Raw genomic sequence first — 14,469 nt, 5'->3', positions numbered from 1 at the left:
GACCCCCGAGTAAGAGCCCCGAGGAAGAAGAAGGACCCGCATGCGGAAGATACTTGTCGTGGGAGCCGGTCAGTCCGGGCTCCAGATCGCCCTCGGGCTCCAGGCGCAGGGGTACGAGGTCACCCTGATGTCCAACCGCACGGCGGACGAGATCCGGGCGGGCCGGGTCATGTCCACGCAGTGCATGTTCCACACGGCGCTCCAGAACGAGCGCGACATCCAGGCGAACTTCTGGGAGTCGCAGGCCCCGAAGATCGAGGGCGTCGGCGTCTCGGTGGCAGGCCCGGACTCCTCCCGCGTCATCGACTGGGTCGGCAAGCTCGACGGGTACGCCCAGTCCGTCGACCAGCGCGTGAAGATGGCGGGCTGGATGGAGACGTTCGCCCAGCGCGGCGGCCAGCTGGTCATCCACGGCGCCGCCGTCGGCGACCTCGACTACTTCTCGCGCGCCTACGACCTGGTGCTCGTCTCGGCGGGCAAGGGCGAGCTCGTCTCGATGTTCGAGCGCGACGCGTCCCGCTCGCCGTTCACCGAGCCGCAGCGCGCGCTCTCCGTCGCGTACGTGCACGGGCTCGGCCCGCGGCCCGAGCACCCCGAGTTCGACGCGGTCCGCTGCAACCTGGTGCCCGGCGTCGGCGAGCTCTTCGTCATGCCGACGCTCACCACGTCGGGACGCGCCGACATCCTTTTCTGGGAGGGCGTCCCCGGCGGCCCGCTCGACGTCTTCCAGGGCGTCAAGGACCCGAGCGAGCACCTGGCCCTGACCCTCGAACTCCTGGAGAAGTTCCTGCCCTGGGAGTACGCGCGCGCCACGAAGGTCGAACTGACCGACGCGGGCGGCACGCTGGCCGGGCGCTACGCCCCCACCGTGCGCAAGCCCATCGGTCACCTGCCCGGCGGCGGCCTGGTCCTGGGCGTCGCCGACGTCGTCGTCGCCAACGACCCGATCACCGGGCAGGGCTCCAACTCGGCGTCCAAGTGCGCCGCTTCGTACATCTCCTCCATCGTCGAGCACGGCGACAAGCCCTTCGACGAGGCGTGGATGCAATCGGCGTTCGACCGCTACTGGGACACCGCGCAGTGGGTCACCAAGTGGACCAACGCGATGCTGGGCGCGCCGCCCGAGCACGTCCTGAACATCCTCGGCGCGGCGGGCCAGCTGCAGCCGGTCGCCGACCGGTTCGCCAACGGCTTCAACGACCCGGCCGACTTCGAGAACTACTTCTACGACCCGGAGAAGGCCGCCGCCTACCTGGAGTCGGTCGCGCCGGGCGCCTGACCGGCGCCGTAGCCCAGGTCGCTGCCCGAGGTGGCTCCCTCGGGCAGCACCGGCGGGGTGTAGTCGCGCACGGCCCGGCCCTCGGGGTCGGGCCGTACCGCCCCGAGCACGGGGTTCGCCGCGATCGGGGAGACCTTGACCCGCGCGCCGGGCCGCGGCGCCTGGACGACCTTGCCCTCGCCCAGGTACATCGCCACGTGCGTGGCCTTCGGGAAGTAGACGACGAGGTCGCCGGGGCGCAGCTCGGACAGCGGGATGCGCCGCAGCTCGGCCCACTGCTCCTGACTCGTCCGGGGAATCTCCCGGCCCGCCCGCGCCCAGGCCCGCTGGGTCAGCCCCGAGCAGTCGTACGCCTCCGGGCCCTCGGCGCCCCACTCGTAGGGCAGCCCGATCTGCCGTACGGCGAAGTCGAGCGCACGGCCGCCCTGCGATGAGGGTGCCCGCGCGGCCTGTCCACCGCCGAGCGCGCCGGAGTCCAGGAACTGGCGCTGGGCGTCGGCCGCACCCGAGTCCTCCGCCTGCCGCAGGGCGGCCAGCTGGTCCGCGGTGAGCGCGGCGAGCAGCTCCTCGACCTCCCTGAGCTGTCCGCGTACGGTGTCCCGCTGCTTCTTCTGCCGCCCGGCGAGGGCGAGTTGGGTGTCCAGGGCCTTCTTCGCCGCGGCCGCGAGGTCGTCCGCCTTCTTCTCGCCGCCGACCAGGCGCTCCACGGCGGCGGCCCGGCCCGCGGCCACCCGGCCGATCACATGGCCCTGGTCGAGCGCGTGCTGCGGGTCGCGGGCGAGCAGCAGCCGCAGGTAGGGGGAGAGGTCGGACGAGCCCTGGTACTGCTGGCGGGCGAGGCGGCCCGCGTCGCCCTTGCTGTCGTGCACCGAGGCGCGCGCCTCGATCAGCTTCTCGTGGAGGTCAGCCGCCGTCCTGCGCTGCTTCTTGAGCTTCTCCTCGGTCGCGTTGTACGTCTCCGATGCCTCTTCGGTCGACTGGTAGAGGCGCTGGAGGTCCGTGAGCAGTTCGGCGACGGGGCGGGCGCCTGGGCCTGGGGCGGGGTCGGCTCCCGCCGGGGGAGTGGTGGTGAGCAGTCCTCCGAGCGCGGCCCCGGTGCAGGCCCATCGCAGCAGCCTTCCTGACACCTCATCACCTCCGGTGCGGGCCAGGACCTCCGGCGCGCACCGTGAGCATCGGGCCGGGTGCCGTGGTCCGCCTCCGGGCGGTGGGCGGGTGGCGCAATGAGGTCACTCGTCCAGTGAACGTCGGCGTGGGGTGTTGCCTCGGGGCGTACGTGCGTTTCCGCGGGCCGCATGTGGCTGGTCGCGCAGTTCCCCGCGCCCCTTACAGGGGCCCGGTAGCCTCGCGCCCGCGCGGCGGAGCCGCACATGTCGCAGCCCCGCGCCCCTTACGGGGCGCCTCCGTGCCGGTCAGTCCTTGTTCGGCTTCGACCACGGCCACTTCAGGCCCGTGTTCTTGTCGCCGTCGGCGTCGTACTCGTACCGCCACTTCGGAGTCAGCGCGAGCCGCCTTCCGGTCTCCGCCGCCACCCGGCGGTAGACGAGCACCGTCGGCGGGCCGCCCGCGTCGTCGGGGACGGGGACGCGGTACACCTTCGGCGGGTGCCCGGTCTGTCCGAGCAGGACGGGCAGCACGCGGCCGTCCAGCGGGCCGCCGACAAAGGGGGTGTCTTCGCTCTTCACGGCACCAGTGTCACACCGCGGGTCACAGCAGGTGCGCCGCGTCGCTGACCACGGGCAGCACGCGCCGCGCGAGGCCGCCCACGGGTCCCTCCGGCGTCTCCAGGGCCAGCGCCCACCGCACGACCCCCGCGGTCTGCTCGTCGCGGCCCGCCGTCGTCACGAGCACCGCCATGAACTGCTCGACGAGCATGTCCCGCAGCTCGTCGAGCGGCGGCTGCTTGTCCTCGTCCAGCCAGATCAGCGAGGCCGCCTCGACCGCGGTGATCCACATCCGCACGGTCATCCGCAGCCGGGGCCCGGGCTCGGGCACGTCCAGGTGGGCCAGGATGTTCTCGGCCGCGGCCCTGCGCACCCCGTCCACGATGGCGGTGGTCCGCGAGGTCTCCACGACGCTGCCGCCCTGGAGGAGTGCGCTGAACCCCGTGTCGTGCTGGTCGACGAAGGCCAGGTACCGGTCGAGCGCGCGGGAGAGGCGCTGGGTGAGCGGTCCCTGCGGGGGCTCCGCGAAGCACTGCTCCAGCTCGTCCGCCGCGGACCGCAGCGCCGCCTCGTACAACTGCTGCTTGCCGCCGGGGAAGTAGCGGTAGACGAGCGGCCGCGAGACCCCGGCCGCCTCGGCGACGTCGTCGAGATTGACCTCCTCGGGCGCGCGGTGCGCGAAGAGACCAAGCGCGGACTCCAGCAACTGCCTCCGCCGCGCTTCGACGCTGAGGCGGCGGTACGCACGGGTGGTTGCTGTCGGGGTCATGCCCGCAGCGTAACTCGGGGTGGGCCCCTTTAGGGGCGCGGGGAACTGCGCGAGCAACCAGGAGCAACCCGCAGCCGAGCGCCGAGCTCTAGGCGAGAAGCCCGGACGACTTCCACAGTCGTCGCCCTGCACCCCGCATGACCCCGATGTCGTCCAAGAAGTCGGTGAGCCGCTTCGCGCCCGTCTGCATGACCTCCCGACGGTGCCCGCTCGCCTTCACCTGCGCCACCGCCTCCCGCCGGTCGAGGCCGACGTTCGTGTACACCTCGGGGTTCACGAAGGCGATGGAGAAGACCCGGGCCGCCTCACCGCAGCTGACCCGCGTCAGCGCCCGCTCCCAGCGGGGCGCGGTCACCATCTGGCGCCGCAACTCCTCCCGGGCGTACCGCACGTGGCGGGCCTCCTCCACGACGTGGATGCGGGTCACGCCGCGCACCAGCGTCTGGACGCGCTCGTCCGGGAACGTGAGGCGCTGCATCCAGTCGAGGATCTCCTCGCCGAGCAGCGTGCAGGCGAAGGAACCGGGGGTCGTGGAGACGGTCTTGAGGACGCGCGCGAGGTTGTGGTTGAGGCGCGTGACGGGGTACGTCGGGGCGCCGCCCTTCTGGATCATCCGCGCGAACATCATCGAGTGCCTGCACTCGTCGGCGATCTCGGTCAGCGCGTACCGCACGTGCGAGCTGGTCAGCGACTTGTCGTAGATGTGCCGGACGAGCAGCTGCATCAGGATGATCTCGAACCAGATGCCGAGCGAGGCGAGCGAGGCGGCCTCGTGCCGGGCGAGGTCGAGGCGCTGCTCCTCGGACATCCGCTTCCACATCGGGGTGTCGTAGAGGGAGACGAGCTCGGGCGGCCAGAACCACTTGCCCTCCTCGACCGGTGCGTCCCAGTTGAGTTCCTCGTCGGGGTCGAAGGAGTGTTTGGCGGAGGATTCGAGGAGGCGGACGGCGACCTGTTCCCGGTCTTTGAGCAGGCCGAGCGCGTCTCGCAGGCCGTCGAGCGAAACGTCTTCCGTCACGGTCGTCATGGCTGTTCCTGCCTTCACATACAGAGGCGCGTTACCGGCGGTCACCACTTATGAGACTGCTTGTCAGCAAGGGCGTCAATCCCTCGCGCACGACTTGTTGACCCTTGGTATAGCAGCGTGTGAGCCTGCCCGTATGTCGACGCACGAGCTCTACACCACAACAACCGGAGGGCTCAACTGGCAGGTTCCATCGGCCAGTTCGGCCCGCTTCAGCTGGGAGTACGACGAAGGGCGCGACCGCCTCCTTGCCCTCTACCAGAAGGGCAAGGACAAGCAGTGGGACGGCAACAAGCGCATCGACTGGGGCCTGGAGGTCGATCCGCTCGACCCCCTCGGCAGCCCCGACGAGTCGATGTCGCTCTACGGCACGCCCTACTGGGCGAAGATGACCGACAAGGACAAGGGCGAGCTGCGTAAGCACTACACCTCCTGGCAGTTCAGCCAGTTCCTGCACGGCGAGCAGGGCGCGATGGTGTGCGCCGCGCGCATCGTGGAGTCCGTCCCCGACCTGGACGCGAAGTTCTACTCCGCCACCCAGACCATGGACGAGGCCCGGCACGCCGAGATCTACGGACGCTTCCTGCACGAGAAGATCGGGATGCTCTACCCGATCAACGACAACCTCCAGTCGCTGCTCGGCGACACCCTGCGCGACTCCCGCTGGGACATGCCCTACCTCGGCATGCAGGTTCTCATCGAGGGCCTCGCGCTCGCCGCCTTCGGCATGATCCGCGACACCACCGACAAGCCGCTGCCCAAGCAGATCCTGGCGTACGTCATGCAGGACGAGGCCCGGCACGTGGCCTTCGGGCGGATGGCCCTGCGCGACTACTACCAGCAGCTCACCGACGCGGAGCTGCGCGAGCGCGAGGAATTCGTCATCGAGGGCTGCTACCTGATGCGCGACCGGCTGCGCGGCGTGGAGGTCCTGGAGAACTTCGGCATCCCCGCGGCGCAGGCGGCGGAGTACAGCGAACAGTCCGAATTCCTGGCGCTCTTCCGCCAGTTGCTGTTCTCCCGCATCGTGCCGTGCGTCAAGGACATCGGCCTGTGGGGCAAGCGCCTGCAGCAGGCGTACGTCGACATGGGCGTCTTCGAGATGGGCAACGCCAACCTCGACCAGCTCATGGCCCAGGACGAGGAGATCGCCGAGAAGCTCGACGCGGAGCGTTTCGCCGCCGAGGAGCACGCGCGCGTGGCGGAGGTGTCGGACGCGATCGCGTCCGGTGAGGCGGTCTGACCACGGAGGTCGCGCGCCAGCGCGTCAGGGCTTCAGTGCCGCCTCCATCACCGCCTTCGCGATCGGCGCCGCGCTGCCGCCCCCGCTGATGTCCCCGCGGTCCGCCGACGCGTCCTCGACGACGACCGCGACGGCCACCGCGGGCTCACCGGCGTCGGCGGCCTGCGCCCAGGAGACGAACCAGGCGTACGGCGTGCCGGAGTTGTCGATGCCGTGCTGGGCGGTGCCGGTCTTGCCGCCCACCGTCGCGCCGGGGATCGCCGCGTTCTTCCCGGTGCCCTCCTCGACGACGTCCGTCATCATCTCGCGCAGCTGCATCGCGGTCGCCGGATTCATCGCCTGGCGCAGGGACTTGGTGCCGGTCGTGTCGACGACGTCGCCGTCCCGCGTGGTCGTACGGTCCACCAGATAGGGGGACTTGACCGAGCCGCCGTTCGCGACGGCCGCCGAGACCATCGCCATCTGCAGCGGCGTGGCCCGGGTGTCGTACTGCCCGATGGCGGAGAGCGCCAGCTGGGCCTTGTCCATCGAGGTGTCGAAGTTGCTGGCCGCGACGGACGAGGGGATCTTCAGGCCGCTGTCGTTGAACCCGAAGTTCCGCGCCGTGCCCGCCATGTCGCTCAGTCCGGTGTCGACACCGAGCTTGGCGAACACCGTGTTGCACGACCACTGGAAGGCGTAGCGCAGGCTCGCGTTGGTGCAGCCGTCCACCTCGTTGGTCAGCTGGGTGCTGGTGCCGGGCAGCGTGTACGGGTTCGGGGACCTGGTCGCCGCGTCCAGGTCCGTCACCACGCCCGCGTCGAGCGCCGCGGCCGCCGTCACCACCTTGAACGTCGAACCGGGCGGATAGGTCTGGCGGATCGCCCGGTTCAGCATCGGCTTGGCCGCGCTGGAATTCAGCTCGGCCCAGGAGTCCGCCACCGACTTGCTCGTCCCGGAGAGCCGTTCGGGATCGTACGAAGGGGTGCTCACCAGCGCGAGGATCTTCCCGGTGGAAGGCTCGATCGCGGCGACCGCGCCCTTCTTGCCGCCGAGCCCCGCGTAAGCGGCCTGCTGCGCGGCCGACTTGATGGTGGTGACGACCTTGCCGCCGGGGTTCTGCGCGCGCGTGATGTCGTTCCACAGGGGGAGCGGGGCGAGCATCGGGTCGGTGCCGGAGAGGATGTCGTCCTCGGCGTTCTCCAGGAACGTCGTGCCGTACACCTGCGAGGCGAAGCCGGTCACCGGCGCGTACAACGGGCCGTTCTTGTAGGTGCGTTCATAGCGGAGCTGCTCCCCGGTGTCCTTGGAGCCGGTGACCGCGCGGCCGTCGACGACGATGTCGCCGCGCGGTTGGTCGAAGCGGACGATGGCGCCCCGGCGGTTGGCCGGGTTGTCGTCGAGCGCGTCGGACTGGACGACCTGCACGCGGGTGGCGTTGACGAGCAGCGCGATCAGGAGCAGCGCGCAGAACGCGGCGGCGTGCCGGATGTATCGGGTCACCTGGCCTCCTTGTCCGCCCTGTCCGCCCTGTCCGCGTTGCCGACGGGCTGGGCGCGCGCCGAGTCGCTGACCCGGATGAGCAGCGCCACGATGATCCAGTTGGTGACGACCGACGAACCGCCCTGCGCGAGGAACGGCATCGCCATGCCGGTGAGCGGGATGAGCCCCATCACGCCGCCCGCGATCACGAACACCTGGAGCGCGACGATCGAGGCGAGCCCGATGGCGAGCAGCCGCCCGAAGGAGTCGCGCAGGGCGAGCCCCGCGCGGTAGCCGCGCTCCACGAGCAGGGCGTAGAGCAGGAAGATCGCGCAGAGCCCCGTGAGGCCCAGTTCCTCGCCCGCCGTCGCCAGGATGAAGTCGGACTTGGCGGCGAAGCCGATGAGGATGGAGTGGCCCGCGCCGAGCCCGGTGCCGAGCATCCCGCCCGCCGCGAAGGCGAAGAGGGACTGGGCGAGCTGGTTGGGGCCCTGCCCCGCGTCGATGGAGGCGAAGGGGTGCAGCCAGTCGGTGACGCGGCTGTGCACGTGCGGTTCGAGGGAGCCGACCGCGAACGCGCCGAGCGCGGCGAGCAGCAGGCCCACCGCGATCCAGCCGGTGCGCCCCGTGGCGACGTACAGCAGGATCACGAAGAGCCCGAAGAAGAGCAGCGAGGTGCCGAGGTCGCGTTCGAGGACCAGGACTCCCACGCTGAGCAGCCAGATGGCGACGATGGGGCCGAGGACGCGTCCGGTGGGCAGCTGGAGCCGCTTGAACCGCCAGATGGTGCGGCCGGTGTAGGCGAGCGCGTTGCGGTTGGCCGCCAGATAGCTGGCGAAGAAGACCGCGAGCAGGATCTTGGCGAACTCGCCGGGCTGGATGGAGAAGCCGCCGATCCTGATCCAGATCCGGGCGCCGTTCACGGCGGGGAAGAAGATCGGCACGATCATCAGGACCAGTGCGGTGACGACGGAGAGATAGGCGTAGCGCTGCAGTACGCGGTGGTCGCGCAGGACGAGCACGACGGCGATGAAGAGCCCGACGCCGATGGTCGACCAGATCAGCTGGGTGGGCGCCGCCTCGTCGCTGGGGGTCTCCAGGTCGAGCCGGTAGATGAGGACGAGCCCGAGGCCGTTGAGGAGCACCGCGATCGGCAGGAGCAGCGGATCGGCGTACGGGGCGCGGAAGCGGACGGCGAGGTGCGCGAGGAGCGCGAGCACGCCGAGCCCGGCGCCGTATCCGGCGGCGCCGGGCGGGACGGTGCCGTTCCTGGCGAGCCCGACGTCGCAGTAGCCGTACACGGAGAGCAGGACGGCGACGACGAGCAGGGCGAGTTCGGTGCCACGGCGCCGGGGGACGCGGACAGCGGGGACCACGGTGGATGCCGTGCCCGCTCTTGTTCCGGTCATGCCCGTGTTCCGGTCATGCCGGGAACGTAGCAAGTGACAGGACCTAAAGTCCGCTTATGTCGACTATGTCGACGTTCAGCACCAGCGCGGGGCCTGTCCGATGTTGGCGATGTAGTGCGCGGCGCCCCACGCCCAGGTCCCGTCCGTGAGGAGGTACCAGAGGTTGTTGCGGCCCACGGTGTCGCCGGTCGTCTTGCAGAAGATGGTGACGACCTTGCCGTACGGCTCGCTGCGGACCACGCGGCTGCCGCGGGTCGGGGCGTCGCGCAGCAGGAGCCCGGACTTGGCGGTGACGCGGCCCTTGTATACGGGCGGGTGGCCGTTGTTCGAGCCGTCCAGGGCGGCGGCGGGACCGGCGACGGTCAGCGCGGCGAGGGCGCCGCCGGCGGCGAGTATGCCTAGCCGGGTGGCGGTGCGTGTGCTCCGCAGGGACATGGGGCCTCCTCGGGGGTGTTGCGGCGTCGCTTAAGCCGCAATTCACCGTAAAAGTGGCGCATGGTGCATGCAACGCCACATGCTGTGCCGCGCGGAGGTGCCCCGTAAGGGGCACGGGGAGCTGCGCGAGCAACCACAGAAAAGCCGCAGTCGCGTCTGCCGGGTTGCTCGGCAGACGCGACTGCGGCCCTTCGCGCGCTGAGCGCGCAGTTCCCCGCGCCCCTTACGGGGCGCCCCTGTTCTCGTTCGCGTCCGGCTCGGGCGGTTCCTCGTGCGGCAGTCGCAAAGAGGCGACCGCGCCCCCGTCGGGGGCGTTGGCGAACGTCAGCCGGGCGCCCAGCACCCGCGTCTGACCCAGCGCGATGGTGAGGCCAAGACCGTGCCCCTTGGTCGTGCCCTCCGTGCGGAACCGCTGAGGGCCGTGCTCCAGGAGGTAGTCCGGGTAACCGTCCCCGTGGTCCCGCACGGTGACCACGGGCCCGTCGACGGTCACGAGCACCGGCTCCCGCCCGTGCTTGAGCGCGTTGGCGACCAGGTTCCCGAGCACCCGCTCCAGGCGCCGCCGGTCGGTCTCCACGCACACGTCGCGTACGACGACGAGCTCCGTGCCGGGTCCCGAAGAGCGCACCACCCGTTCCGCCAGTGGAGCGAGCCGGTGGGCGTCGAGGTCCACCCGCTCGCTCTTCGCGTCGAGCCGCGAGATCTCCAGGAGGTCCTCGGTCAGCGTGCGCAGCGCGGCGACCCGGTCGCGCACCAGCTCGGTCGGCCGCCCCGGCGGCAGCAGCTCGGCCGCCGCGTGCAGCCCGGTCAGCGGGGTGCGCAGCTCGTGCGCCACGTCCGCGGTGAACCGCTGCTCGCTCAGGAGCTTGCCCTGCAGCGAGGACGCCATGGTGTCCAGGGCCCCGGCCACCGCGGCGACCTCGTCCTGGTGGCGCGGCGTGCCCTGGGCGGAGGGGCCCGAGTGCGGGTCGTTGACGCGCGCGTCGAGGTCGCCCGCGCTGATCTTCCTGGCCACCTGCGCCGTCAGGTGCAGGCGCCGCGTCACGCGGGTCACCGCGAACGCGCCGACGAGCAGCGTCGCGCCGATCGCCAGGACGGAGGAGCCGAGGATGGCCCGGTCGAGGCCGTCGATGGTGCGGGCGCCCTGCGCGTAGTCGACCTGGACGGCGATGGCGCGGCCGCCGTCGGCGGGTCCGGCGGCCCACATGGTGGGCCGGGACTCGTGCGCCGCGACCATCGTGGCGCGCTGCCCGCTCACCGCGAGGTCGCGCAGGCTTTCGGGCAGGCCCTTCGGGTCGACGCCCGCGCCGGGGCCGAGCCGGTCGCCCGCCTCGTACCGCTCGGTGACGTCCTTGAGGCGGATGAGCGCGCGTTCGCGGGCCTGGCCCACGGTCTGGTTGGTCACCGAGACGTGCACGAGTGCGCCGAGCATCGCGGCGAGCCCGCAGCACATCACCGTGATGAAGACGGCGGCCTTCCAGGTGAGCGTCGCCGTCCAGGCGGGCAGCCGCGGCCCGCGCGGCGGTCGGCGGCTCATCGGCCGTCGTCCGGGGCGGACGCGGAGGGGGACTGCCGGGGACTCCGGGAGGAAGGCGCATCGGAAGCCTTTGACGGAAGCGACTTGGGGCGAGACGCGTTCGCGGAGCGAACGATCTCGTCGCTGGTCGGCAGCATCGTCTTCTGGTGCGAGTCCCAGGACCAGACGGTGTGGTACTCGTACCCCGGCAGGCTGGAGATGGCCCGGATGATCAGGTCGCGCCCGGCCAGTTCGACGCCGAGCACGGCGTCGCTCATCTCCATGATCTGGGTGAGCCGCCGGTCCTCCTCGGCGTACACACGGATGTCGAGGTTGTCGTCGGGCGTCGAGATGCCGACGATCAGATCGTCCTTGCCGTCGCCGGTCAGATCGCGGTAGTACGCCTTGAGGACCGGGCAGCGCCCCGTCCCGCCCGAGTTGTCGGCGGCGCAGTCCTTGAGCCGCTCGACGGTCTTCTTGTAGGCGGTGTCGGAGGGTTCGTACGTCCCCGGGTTCTGGATGAAGTCCACGCGCACGACGTCGGCCGGGTCGACCTTGTGCAGATCGCCGCCGGGCACCTTGACGCCCGTGACCTTCACGGCCTCTATCGCGCCGTAGTCCTCGGCGGGCGCGGACGGCGGCGGCAGGTCGGGCCAGAGGTGGGTGGGGCCCTCGGCGGTCGGTGTCGCCCCGGCCCCGCGCGGTCCGCCCGGGTCGCCGCAGCCGCCGACGAGGAGCGCGGCGGCCGCGGTGAGGGCCGCGGCGAGCGCGAGCCGACTGCGGTTCACTGCACTCCTGCCTGCCGCGGGGCGCGGCCTGTCGTGGCACCGGTCCCGGTGTCACGCCACCAGGTCGGCGTAGAGAATGATGTTGTCCGAGCGGTGACCGTCCACGATGGGTCCGCCGCAGGTCAGCAGGCGGAGCTCGGGCCGGTCGGTCGCTCCGTACACCTTATTGGTGGGGAAGTCCTTCTTGTCGACCTGCTGGATCTCGCGGACCTTGAACGTCGCCGTCGAGCCGTCCGCGCGGGGCACCTCGACAGTGTCGCCGACCTTGACCTTCGCGACGTTCTTCATCAGCGCGGGACCCTTCGCCGTGTCGTAGTGCGCGACGATCACGGCCGCGCCCTTCTCGCCGGGCGTGACGCCGCCGGTCCACCAACCGGGCTCGTCGGCCTTGTCCACCGGCGGTACGTCGAGTTCCTTGTCCGCGCCCACGCCCAGGTCGAGCATCGACGTGGCGTCGACGCCCGCCGAGGGGATCCGCAGGCCGGTCGGCTTGGCCGCCGTCAGCGGCTCGGGCGCCCGCTTGGCCTGCGCGGCGGCCGCGTTGTTGACCTTCACGTCGGGTGCCGGGTCGCCCTTGCCGCCCTGGCCGCAGGCGATCAGGCCGATGCCGAGGGTCGCGAGGAGCGCCGCGGACGCGGCGATGCGGAAGGTGTGACGGCGCTGCCGGGCTTCGGGGGTCTCGGCGGGCTCGTAGTCGGTGGGGGTGCTCACGAGGGCTCCTGGGAGAAGGGGGGAGGGGGACGGGGGTTCAGGAGTCCGTGCGGCCGCGGCGCAGCATCGCGAAGCCGAGGCCCGCCGCGCCCGCCGCCGCCATGCCGCCACCGGCCACCAGGAAGGCGGGGTCGCTCGCGCTGTGCACGCCCTCGGCACCGGCCTTGACGCCGCCCCTCGGGGTGACCTTCTGGTCGTGCTTGCCGTCCTTGCCGTCCTTGCCGTCCTTGCCCTTCAGGTAGGTGATGCCGATGTGCCCGTTGGAGGAGTAGAGCTCGTACCGCACGCCGCCCTGGGTGACGGTCGAGTGGGTGGAGGAGAGGGTCGCGATCTGCTTGCCGTCGACGGAGATCGTCGCGACGTACGCGCCGCCGCGGTTCTGCACCTTGGCCTTGGCGCCGTTGCCGAGGGTGACCTCGAAGACGGGCCCCCGCTTGTCGCTCGGCTTGTCGGTCTTGTCGGGCGACTGTGAGGCGGTCGGCGAGGCGGTCGGCTCGGCCGAGGGCGAGTCCGCGAAGGCGCCCGCCACCGGTATGAGCAGTGCGCCACCGGCGAGGGCGGAGACGGCGGCGGTACGGAGGAGGGTGTGGCGGCGGTGGGTGCTCACGGGACGTTCCTTACGGTCTGTCGGCTGGTCGCTCCGGTGCGATCGGGTGGACAGCTACGAAGTTAGATGTCAGCCATTGCGGCAATTCACCGGCTACGTAACAGCCCGCCATAGCTGTGCAGGCAGTGCCGTTACGGGACCGGAGGGACATCGCAGAGGGACCGGTCGAAGTCGGCGCAAAAACGCCCCAACTTCTCTTTGCCCCCAACGGGTTCTTGCCCCCGGGCGGTCCGGCCTGCTCCCATGGTCGAGGGGGTGGTGGTGCATGAGCGGACTGCGCGTCGTACCGGCTTGGCGGCATGGTCAGGAGCGGCTGTACGTCTGCCTCGCCGACGGCAGGAACGTGGCGTGGTACGACCGGGAGGCGTCCCGGGTGAACCTGCTGAGCGAGGACCGCGAGGTGGAGGTGCTCGACGCCCTCGGACCCTTCCTCACCGGCCAGGTCACGGTGGGTCCGCCACCGGTGCCGACCCCCGTCGAGATGGCCCGCCTGGCGCTGCACCCCGACGACGACCTCGCGCCGAACCGCCCCGGCGAGGCCCTGCGGGTCGCCCTGGAGCGCGATCCTGTGGTGCCCCGCAGGATGCGTGCCGACGCCAGGTACCGCGCGCTCGTCGGCGAGAAGGCCGTCGGTGACGCCCTGGACGGGCTCGAAGGCGCGGGCTGGCGCGTGCTCCACTCGATCCCGCTGCCCGGCGGCGCCCGCGTCCACCATCTGCTTATCGGCCCCGGCGGCCTGTTCTGCGTGGGCACCCTCGCCGTCCGCAAGCAGCGGGTGCGCATCGCGGACCCGCTGGTGACGGTCGGCCGCGGCGACCCCGTACCGCTGCTTCGCGGGCTGCGCTCCGACGCGGGCCGCGCCTCCTTCGCGCTGACGGCGGAGGTCCGCCCCGTCCTCGCCATCGCCGGGACCGGCGCGGTGGACCTGCACCTCGCGGCGCCGCCGCGCGACGTGCGGGTCCTGCGCGAGCCGGACCTGCCGGGCCTCGCGCACCTGGGCGGTGTGCTGAAACCGGCCGACGTGGAGGCGCTGCACGCACTGGCCAGGGACCGCCGCACCTGGCGGCGGGTCTGACCGCTCGTGGTACCGGTGGCGGCTACAAGTTGTCCCCCCAGCCGCCCTGGATCATGGTCTGGAAGGCCCAGGACCCACCGCGCCTGATCAGGATGTCGGCGTACCGCAGCTGCTGCTTCTCGCCGTTCGCCGTCATCACCGAGTCGGTGAAGACGACGGCCATCGCCGGGGAGAGGAAGACGGGCGTGCGCGTGGACTCGAAGGTGATGTCCTCGCCGCCCTCTCCCATCACGTGCGTCATGGTGCCCACGAACTGCTCCCGGTCCCACTGTGCGGACCGCCCGTCGCCCGCGGAGTCGTCGCTGACCAGGTTGAGCGGGAAGACGGCCAGGTCGGCCATGCGCTCCACGTCGCGCCGCGCGCTGTGCGCGTCGTAGGCGGCGAACCAGGCGTCCAGGCTCGCGCGGTCCTCGTCGGTCGGCACGTATCCGGTCTCGGGAAGAAAGGTCACGCGGTCTCCTCTTCGGTGATTCAGCGATTCATCAAGT

General features: G+C 71.3%; 15 protein-coding genes. 3 read left to right on the top strand and 12 right to left on the bottom strand.

Features of this window, described 5'->3' with window-relative positions:
* The first annotated feature begins 40 nt into the window (after positions 1–40).
* Complete coding sequence (locus CP970_RS13880) at positions 41–1,279, top strand: styrene monooxygenase/indole monooxygenase family protein (RefSeq protein WP_055547359.1); 1,239 nt, start codon at positions 41–43, stop codon at positions 1,277–1,279.
* On the opposite strand, the gene CP970_RS13875 is transcribed toward CP970_RS13880, so the two are convergent.
* From CP970_RS13875 to CP970_RS13860, 4 genes are all read right to left on the bottom strand, one after another.
* Positions 1,249–2,406 (bottom strand): C40 family peptidase, encoded by a 1,158-nt coding sequence (locus CP970_RS13875; RefSeq protein ID WP_055547360.1) that lies wholly within the window; start codon positions 2,404–2,406, stop codon positions 1,249–1,251. The two genes, CP970_RS13880 and CP970_RS13875, sit on opposite strands and share 31 nt — an antisense overlap.
* 285 nt (positions 2,407–2,691) lie before the next feature.
* Positions 2,692–2,964: a hypothetical protein gene (locus CP970_RS13870; RefSeq protein ID WP_055547362.1), complete on the bottom strand. Its 273-nt coding sequence runs from the start codon at positions 2,962–2,964 to the stop codon at positions 2,692–2,694.
* 22 nt (positions 2,965–2,986) lie between these two features.
* Positions 2,987–3,712, bottom strand: coding sequence for a TetR/AcrR family transcriptional regulator (locus CP970_RS13865; RefSeq protein WP_055547364.1), 726 nt, complete (start codon positions 3,710–3,712; stop codon positions 2,987–2,989).
* A gap of 88 nt (positions 3,713–3,800) precedes the next feature.
* Positions 3,801–4,739, bottom strand: coding sequence for an AurF N-oxygenase family protein (locus tag CP970_RS13860; RefSeq protein ID WP_055547366.1), 939 nt, complete (start codon positions 4,737–4,739; stop codon positions 3,801–3,803).
* Positions 4,740–4,872: 133 nt separating this feature from the next.
* On the opposite strand from CP970_RS13860, the gene CP970_RS13855 reads away from it, so the two are divergent.
* Positions 4,873–5,979 carry a ferritin-like domain-containing protein gene (locus CP970_RS13855; protein ID WP_055547367.1) on the top strand — a complete coding sequence of 369 codons (1,107 nt, stop codon included), beginning with the start codon at positions 4,873–4,875 and terminating at the stop codon, positions 5,977–5,979.
* 24 nt (positions 5,980–6,003) lie between these two features.
* Here the strand turns inward: CP970_RS13855 and CP970_RS13850 are convergent, their stop codons facing one another.
* The 7 genes from CP970_RS13850 to CP970_RS13820 all read right to left on the bottom strand — a co-directional run bounded on the left by CP970_RS13850 (position 6,004) and on the right by CP970_RS13820 (position 12,906).
* Positions 6,004–7,461: a peptidoglycan D,D-transpeptidase FtsI family protein gene (locus CP970_RS13850; RefSeq protein WP_055547369.1), complete on the bottom strand. Its 1,458-nt coding sequence runs from the start codon at positions 7,459–7,461 to the stop codon at positions 6,004–6,006.
* Complete coding sequence (locus CP970_RS13845; RefSeq protein WP_055547372.1) at positions 7,458–8,849, bottom strand: FtsW/RodA/SpoVE family cell cycle protein; 1,392 nt, start codon at positions 8,847–8,849, stop codon at positions 7,458–7,460. The genes CP970_RS13850 and CP970_RS13845 overlap by 4 nt, the downstream gene beginning before the upstream one ends.
* A gap of 75 nt (positions 8,850–8,924) precedes the next feature.
* On the bottom strand, positions 8,925–9,284 hold the full coding sequence (locus CP970_RS13840) for an SH3 domain-containing protein (RefSeq protein ID WP_055547374.1): 360 nt from the start codon (positions 9,282–9,284) through the stop codon (positions 8,925–8,927).
* A gap of 223 nt (positions 9,285–9,507) precedes the next feature.
* Positions 9,508–10,821 carry a HAMP domain-containing histidine kinase gene (locus tag CP970_RS13835; protein ID WP_055547376.1) on the bottom strand — a complete coding sequence of 438 codons (1,314 nt, stop codon included), beginning with the start codon at positions 10,819–10,821 and terminating at the stop codon, positions 9,508–9,510.
* Complete coding sequence (locus CP970_RS13830; protein ID WP_055547378.1) at positions 10,818–11,588, bottom strand: hypothetical protein; 771 nt, start codon at positions 11,586–11,588, stop codon at positions 10,818–10,820. Before CP970_RS13830 ends, CP970_RS13835 begins: the two co-directional genes overlap by 4 nt.
* Before the next feature lie 51 nt (positions 11,589–11,639).
* Positions 11,640–12,299 (bottom strand): class F sortase, encoded by a 660-nt coding sequence (locus CP970_RS13825; protein ID WP_079043500.1) that lies wholly within the window; start codon positions 12,297–12,299, stop codon positions 11,640–11,642.
* Positions 12,300–12,336: 37 nt separating this feature from the next.
* Complete coding sequence (locus CP970_RS13820) at positions 12,337–12,906, bottom strand: hypothetical protein (protein ID WP_055547380.1); 570 nt, start codon at positions 12,904–12,906, stop codon at positions 12,337–12,339.
* Between the two features lie 265 nt (positions 12,907–13,171).
* Between CP970_RS13820 and CP970_RS13815 the strand changes: the two genes are divergently transcribed.
* Positions 13,172–13,981 carry a nuclease-related domain-containing protein gene (locus tag CP970_RS13815; protein WP_055547382.1) on the top strand — a complete coding sequence of 270 codons (810 nt, stop codon included), beginning with the start codon at positions 13,172–13,174 and terminating at the stop codon, positions 13,979–13,981.
* Positions 13,982–14,003: 22 nt separating this feature from the next.
* On the opposite strand, the gene CP970_RS13810 is transcribed toward CP970_RS13815, so the two are convergent.
* A complete protein-coding gene (locus tag CP970_RS13810; protein WP_055547384.1) occupies positions 14,004–14,432 on the bottom strand; it encodes a DUF4440 domain-containing protein in 429 nt (142 codons plus the stop codon).
* Between the last annotated feature and the right edge of the window lie 37 nt (positions 14,433–14,469).

The organism is Streptomyces kanamyceticus (assembly GCF_008704495.1).
GTDB lineage: Bacteria > Actinomycetota > Actinomycetes > Streptomycetales > Streptomycetaceae > Streptomyces > Streptomyces kanamyceticus.
This window is presented reverse-complemented; position numbering and strand designations above follow the sequence as displayed.

Bases quoted from the DNA above. Each gene is read 5' to 3' on its own strand.
- CP970_RS13865 (WP_055547364.1), bottom strand. From the start codon at position 3,712: ATGACCCCGACAGCAACCACCCGTGCGTACCGCCGCCTCAGCGTCGAA.
- CP970_RS13845 (WP_055547372.1), bottom strand. From the start codon at position 8,849: ATGACCGGAACAAGAGCGGGCACGGCATCCACCGTGGTCCCCGCTGTC.
- CP970_RS13815 (WP_055547382.1), top strand. From the start codon at position 13,172: ATGAGCGGACTGCGCGTCGTACCGGCTTGGCGGCATGGTCAGGAGCGG.
- CP970_RS13840 (WP_055547374.1), bottom strand. From the start codon at position 9,284: ATGTCCCTGCGGAGCACACGCACCGCCACCCGGCTAGGCATACTCGCC.
- CP970_RS13880 (WP_055547359.1), top strand. From the start codon at position 41: ATGCGGAAGATACTTGTCGTGGGAGCCGGTCAGTCCGGGCTCCAGATC.
- CP970_RS13855 (WP_055547367.1), top strand. From the start codon at position 4,873: ATGTCGACGCACGAGCTCTACACCACAACAACCGGAGGGCTCAACTGG.
- CP970_RS13835 (WP_055547376.1), bottom strand. From the start codon at position 10,821: ATGAGCCGCCGACCGCCGCGCGGGCCGCGGCTGCCCGCCTGGACGGCG.
- CP970_RS13860 (WP_055547366.1), bottom strand. From the start codon at position 4,739: ATGACGACCGTGACGGAAGACGTTTCGCTCGACGGCCTGCGAGACGCG.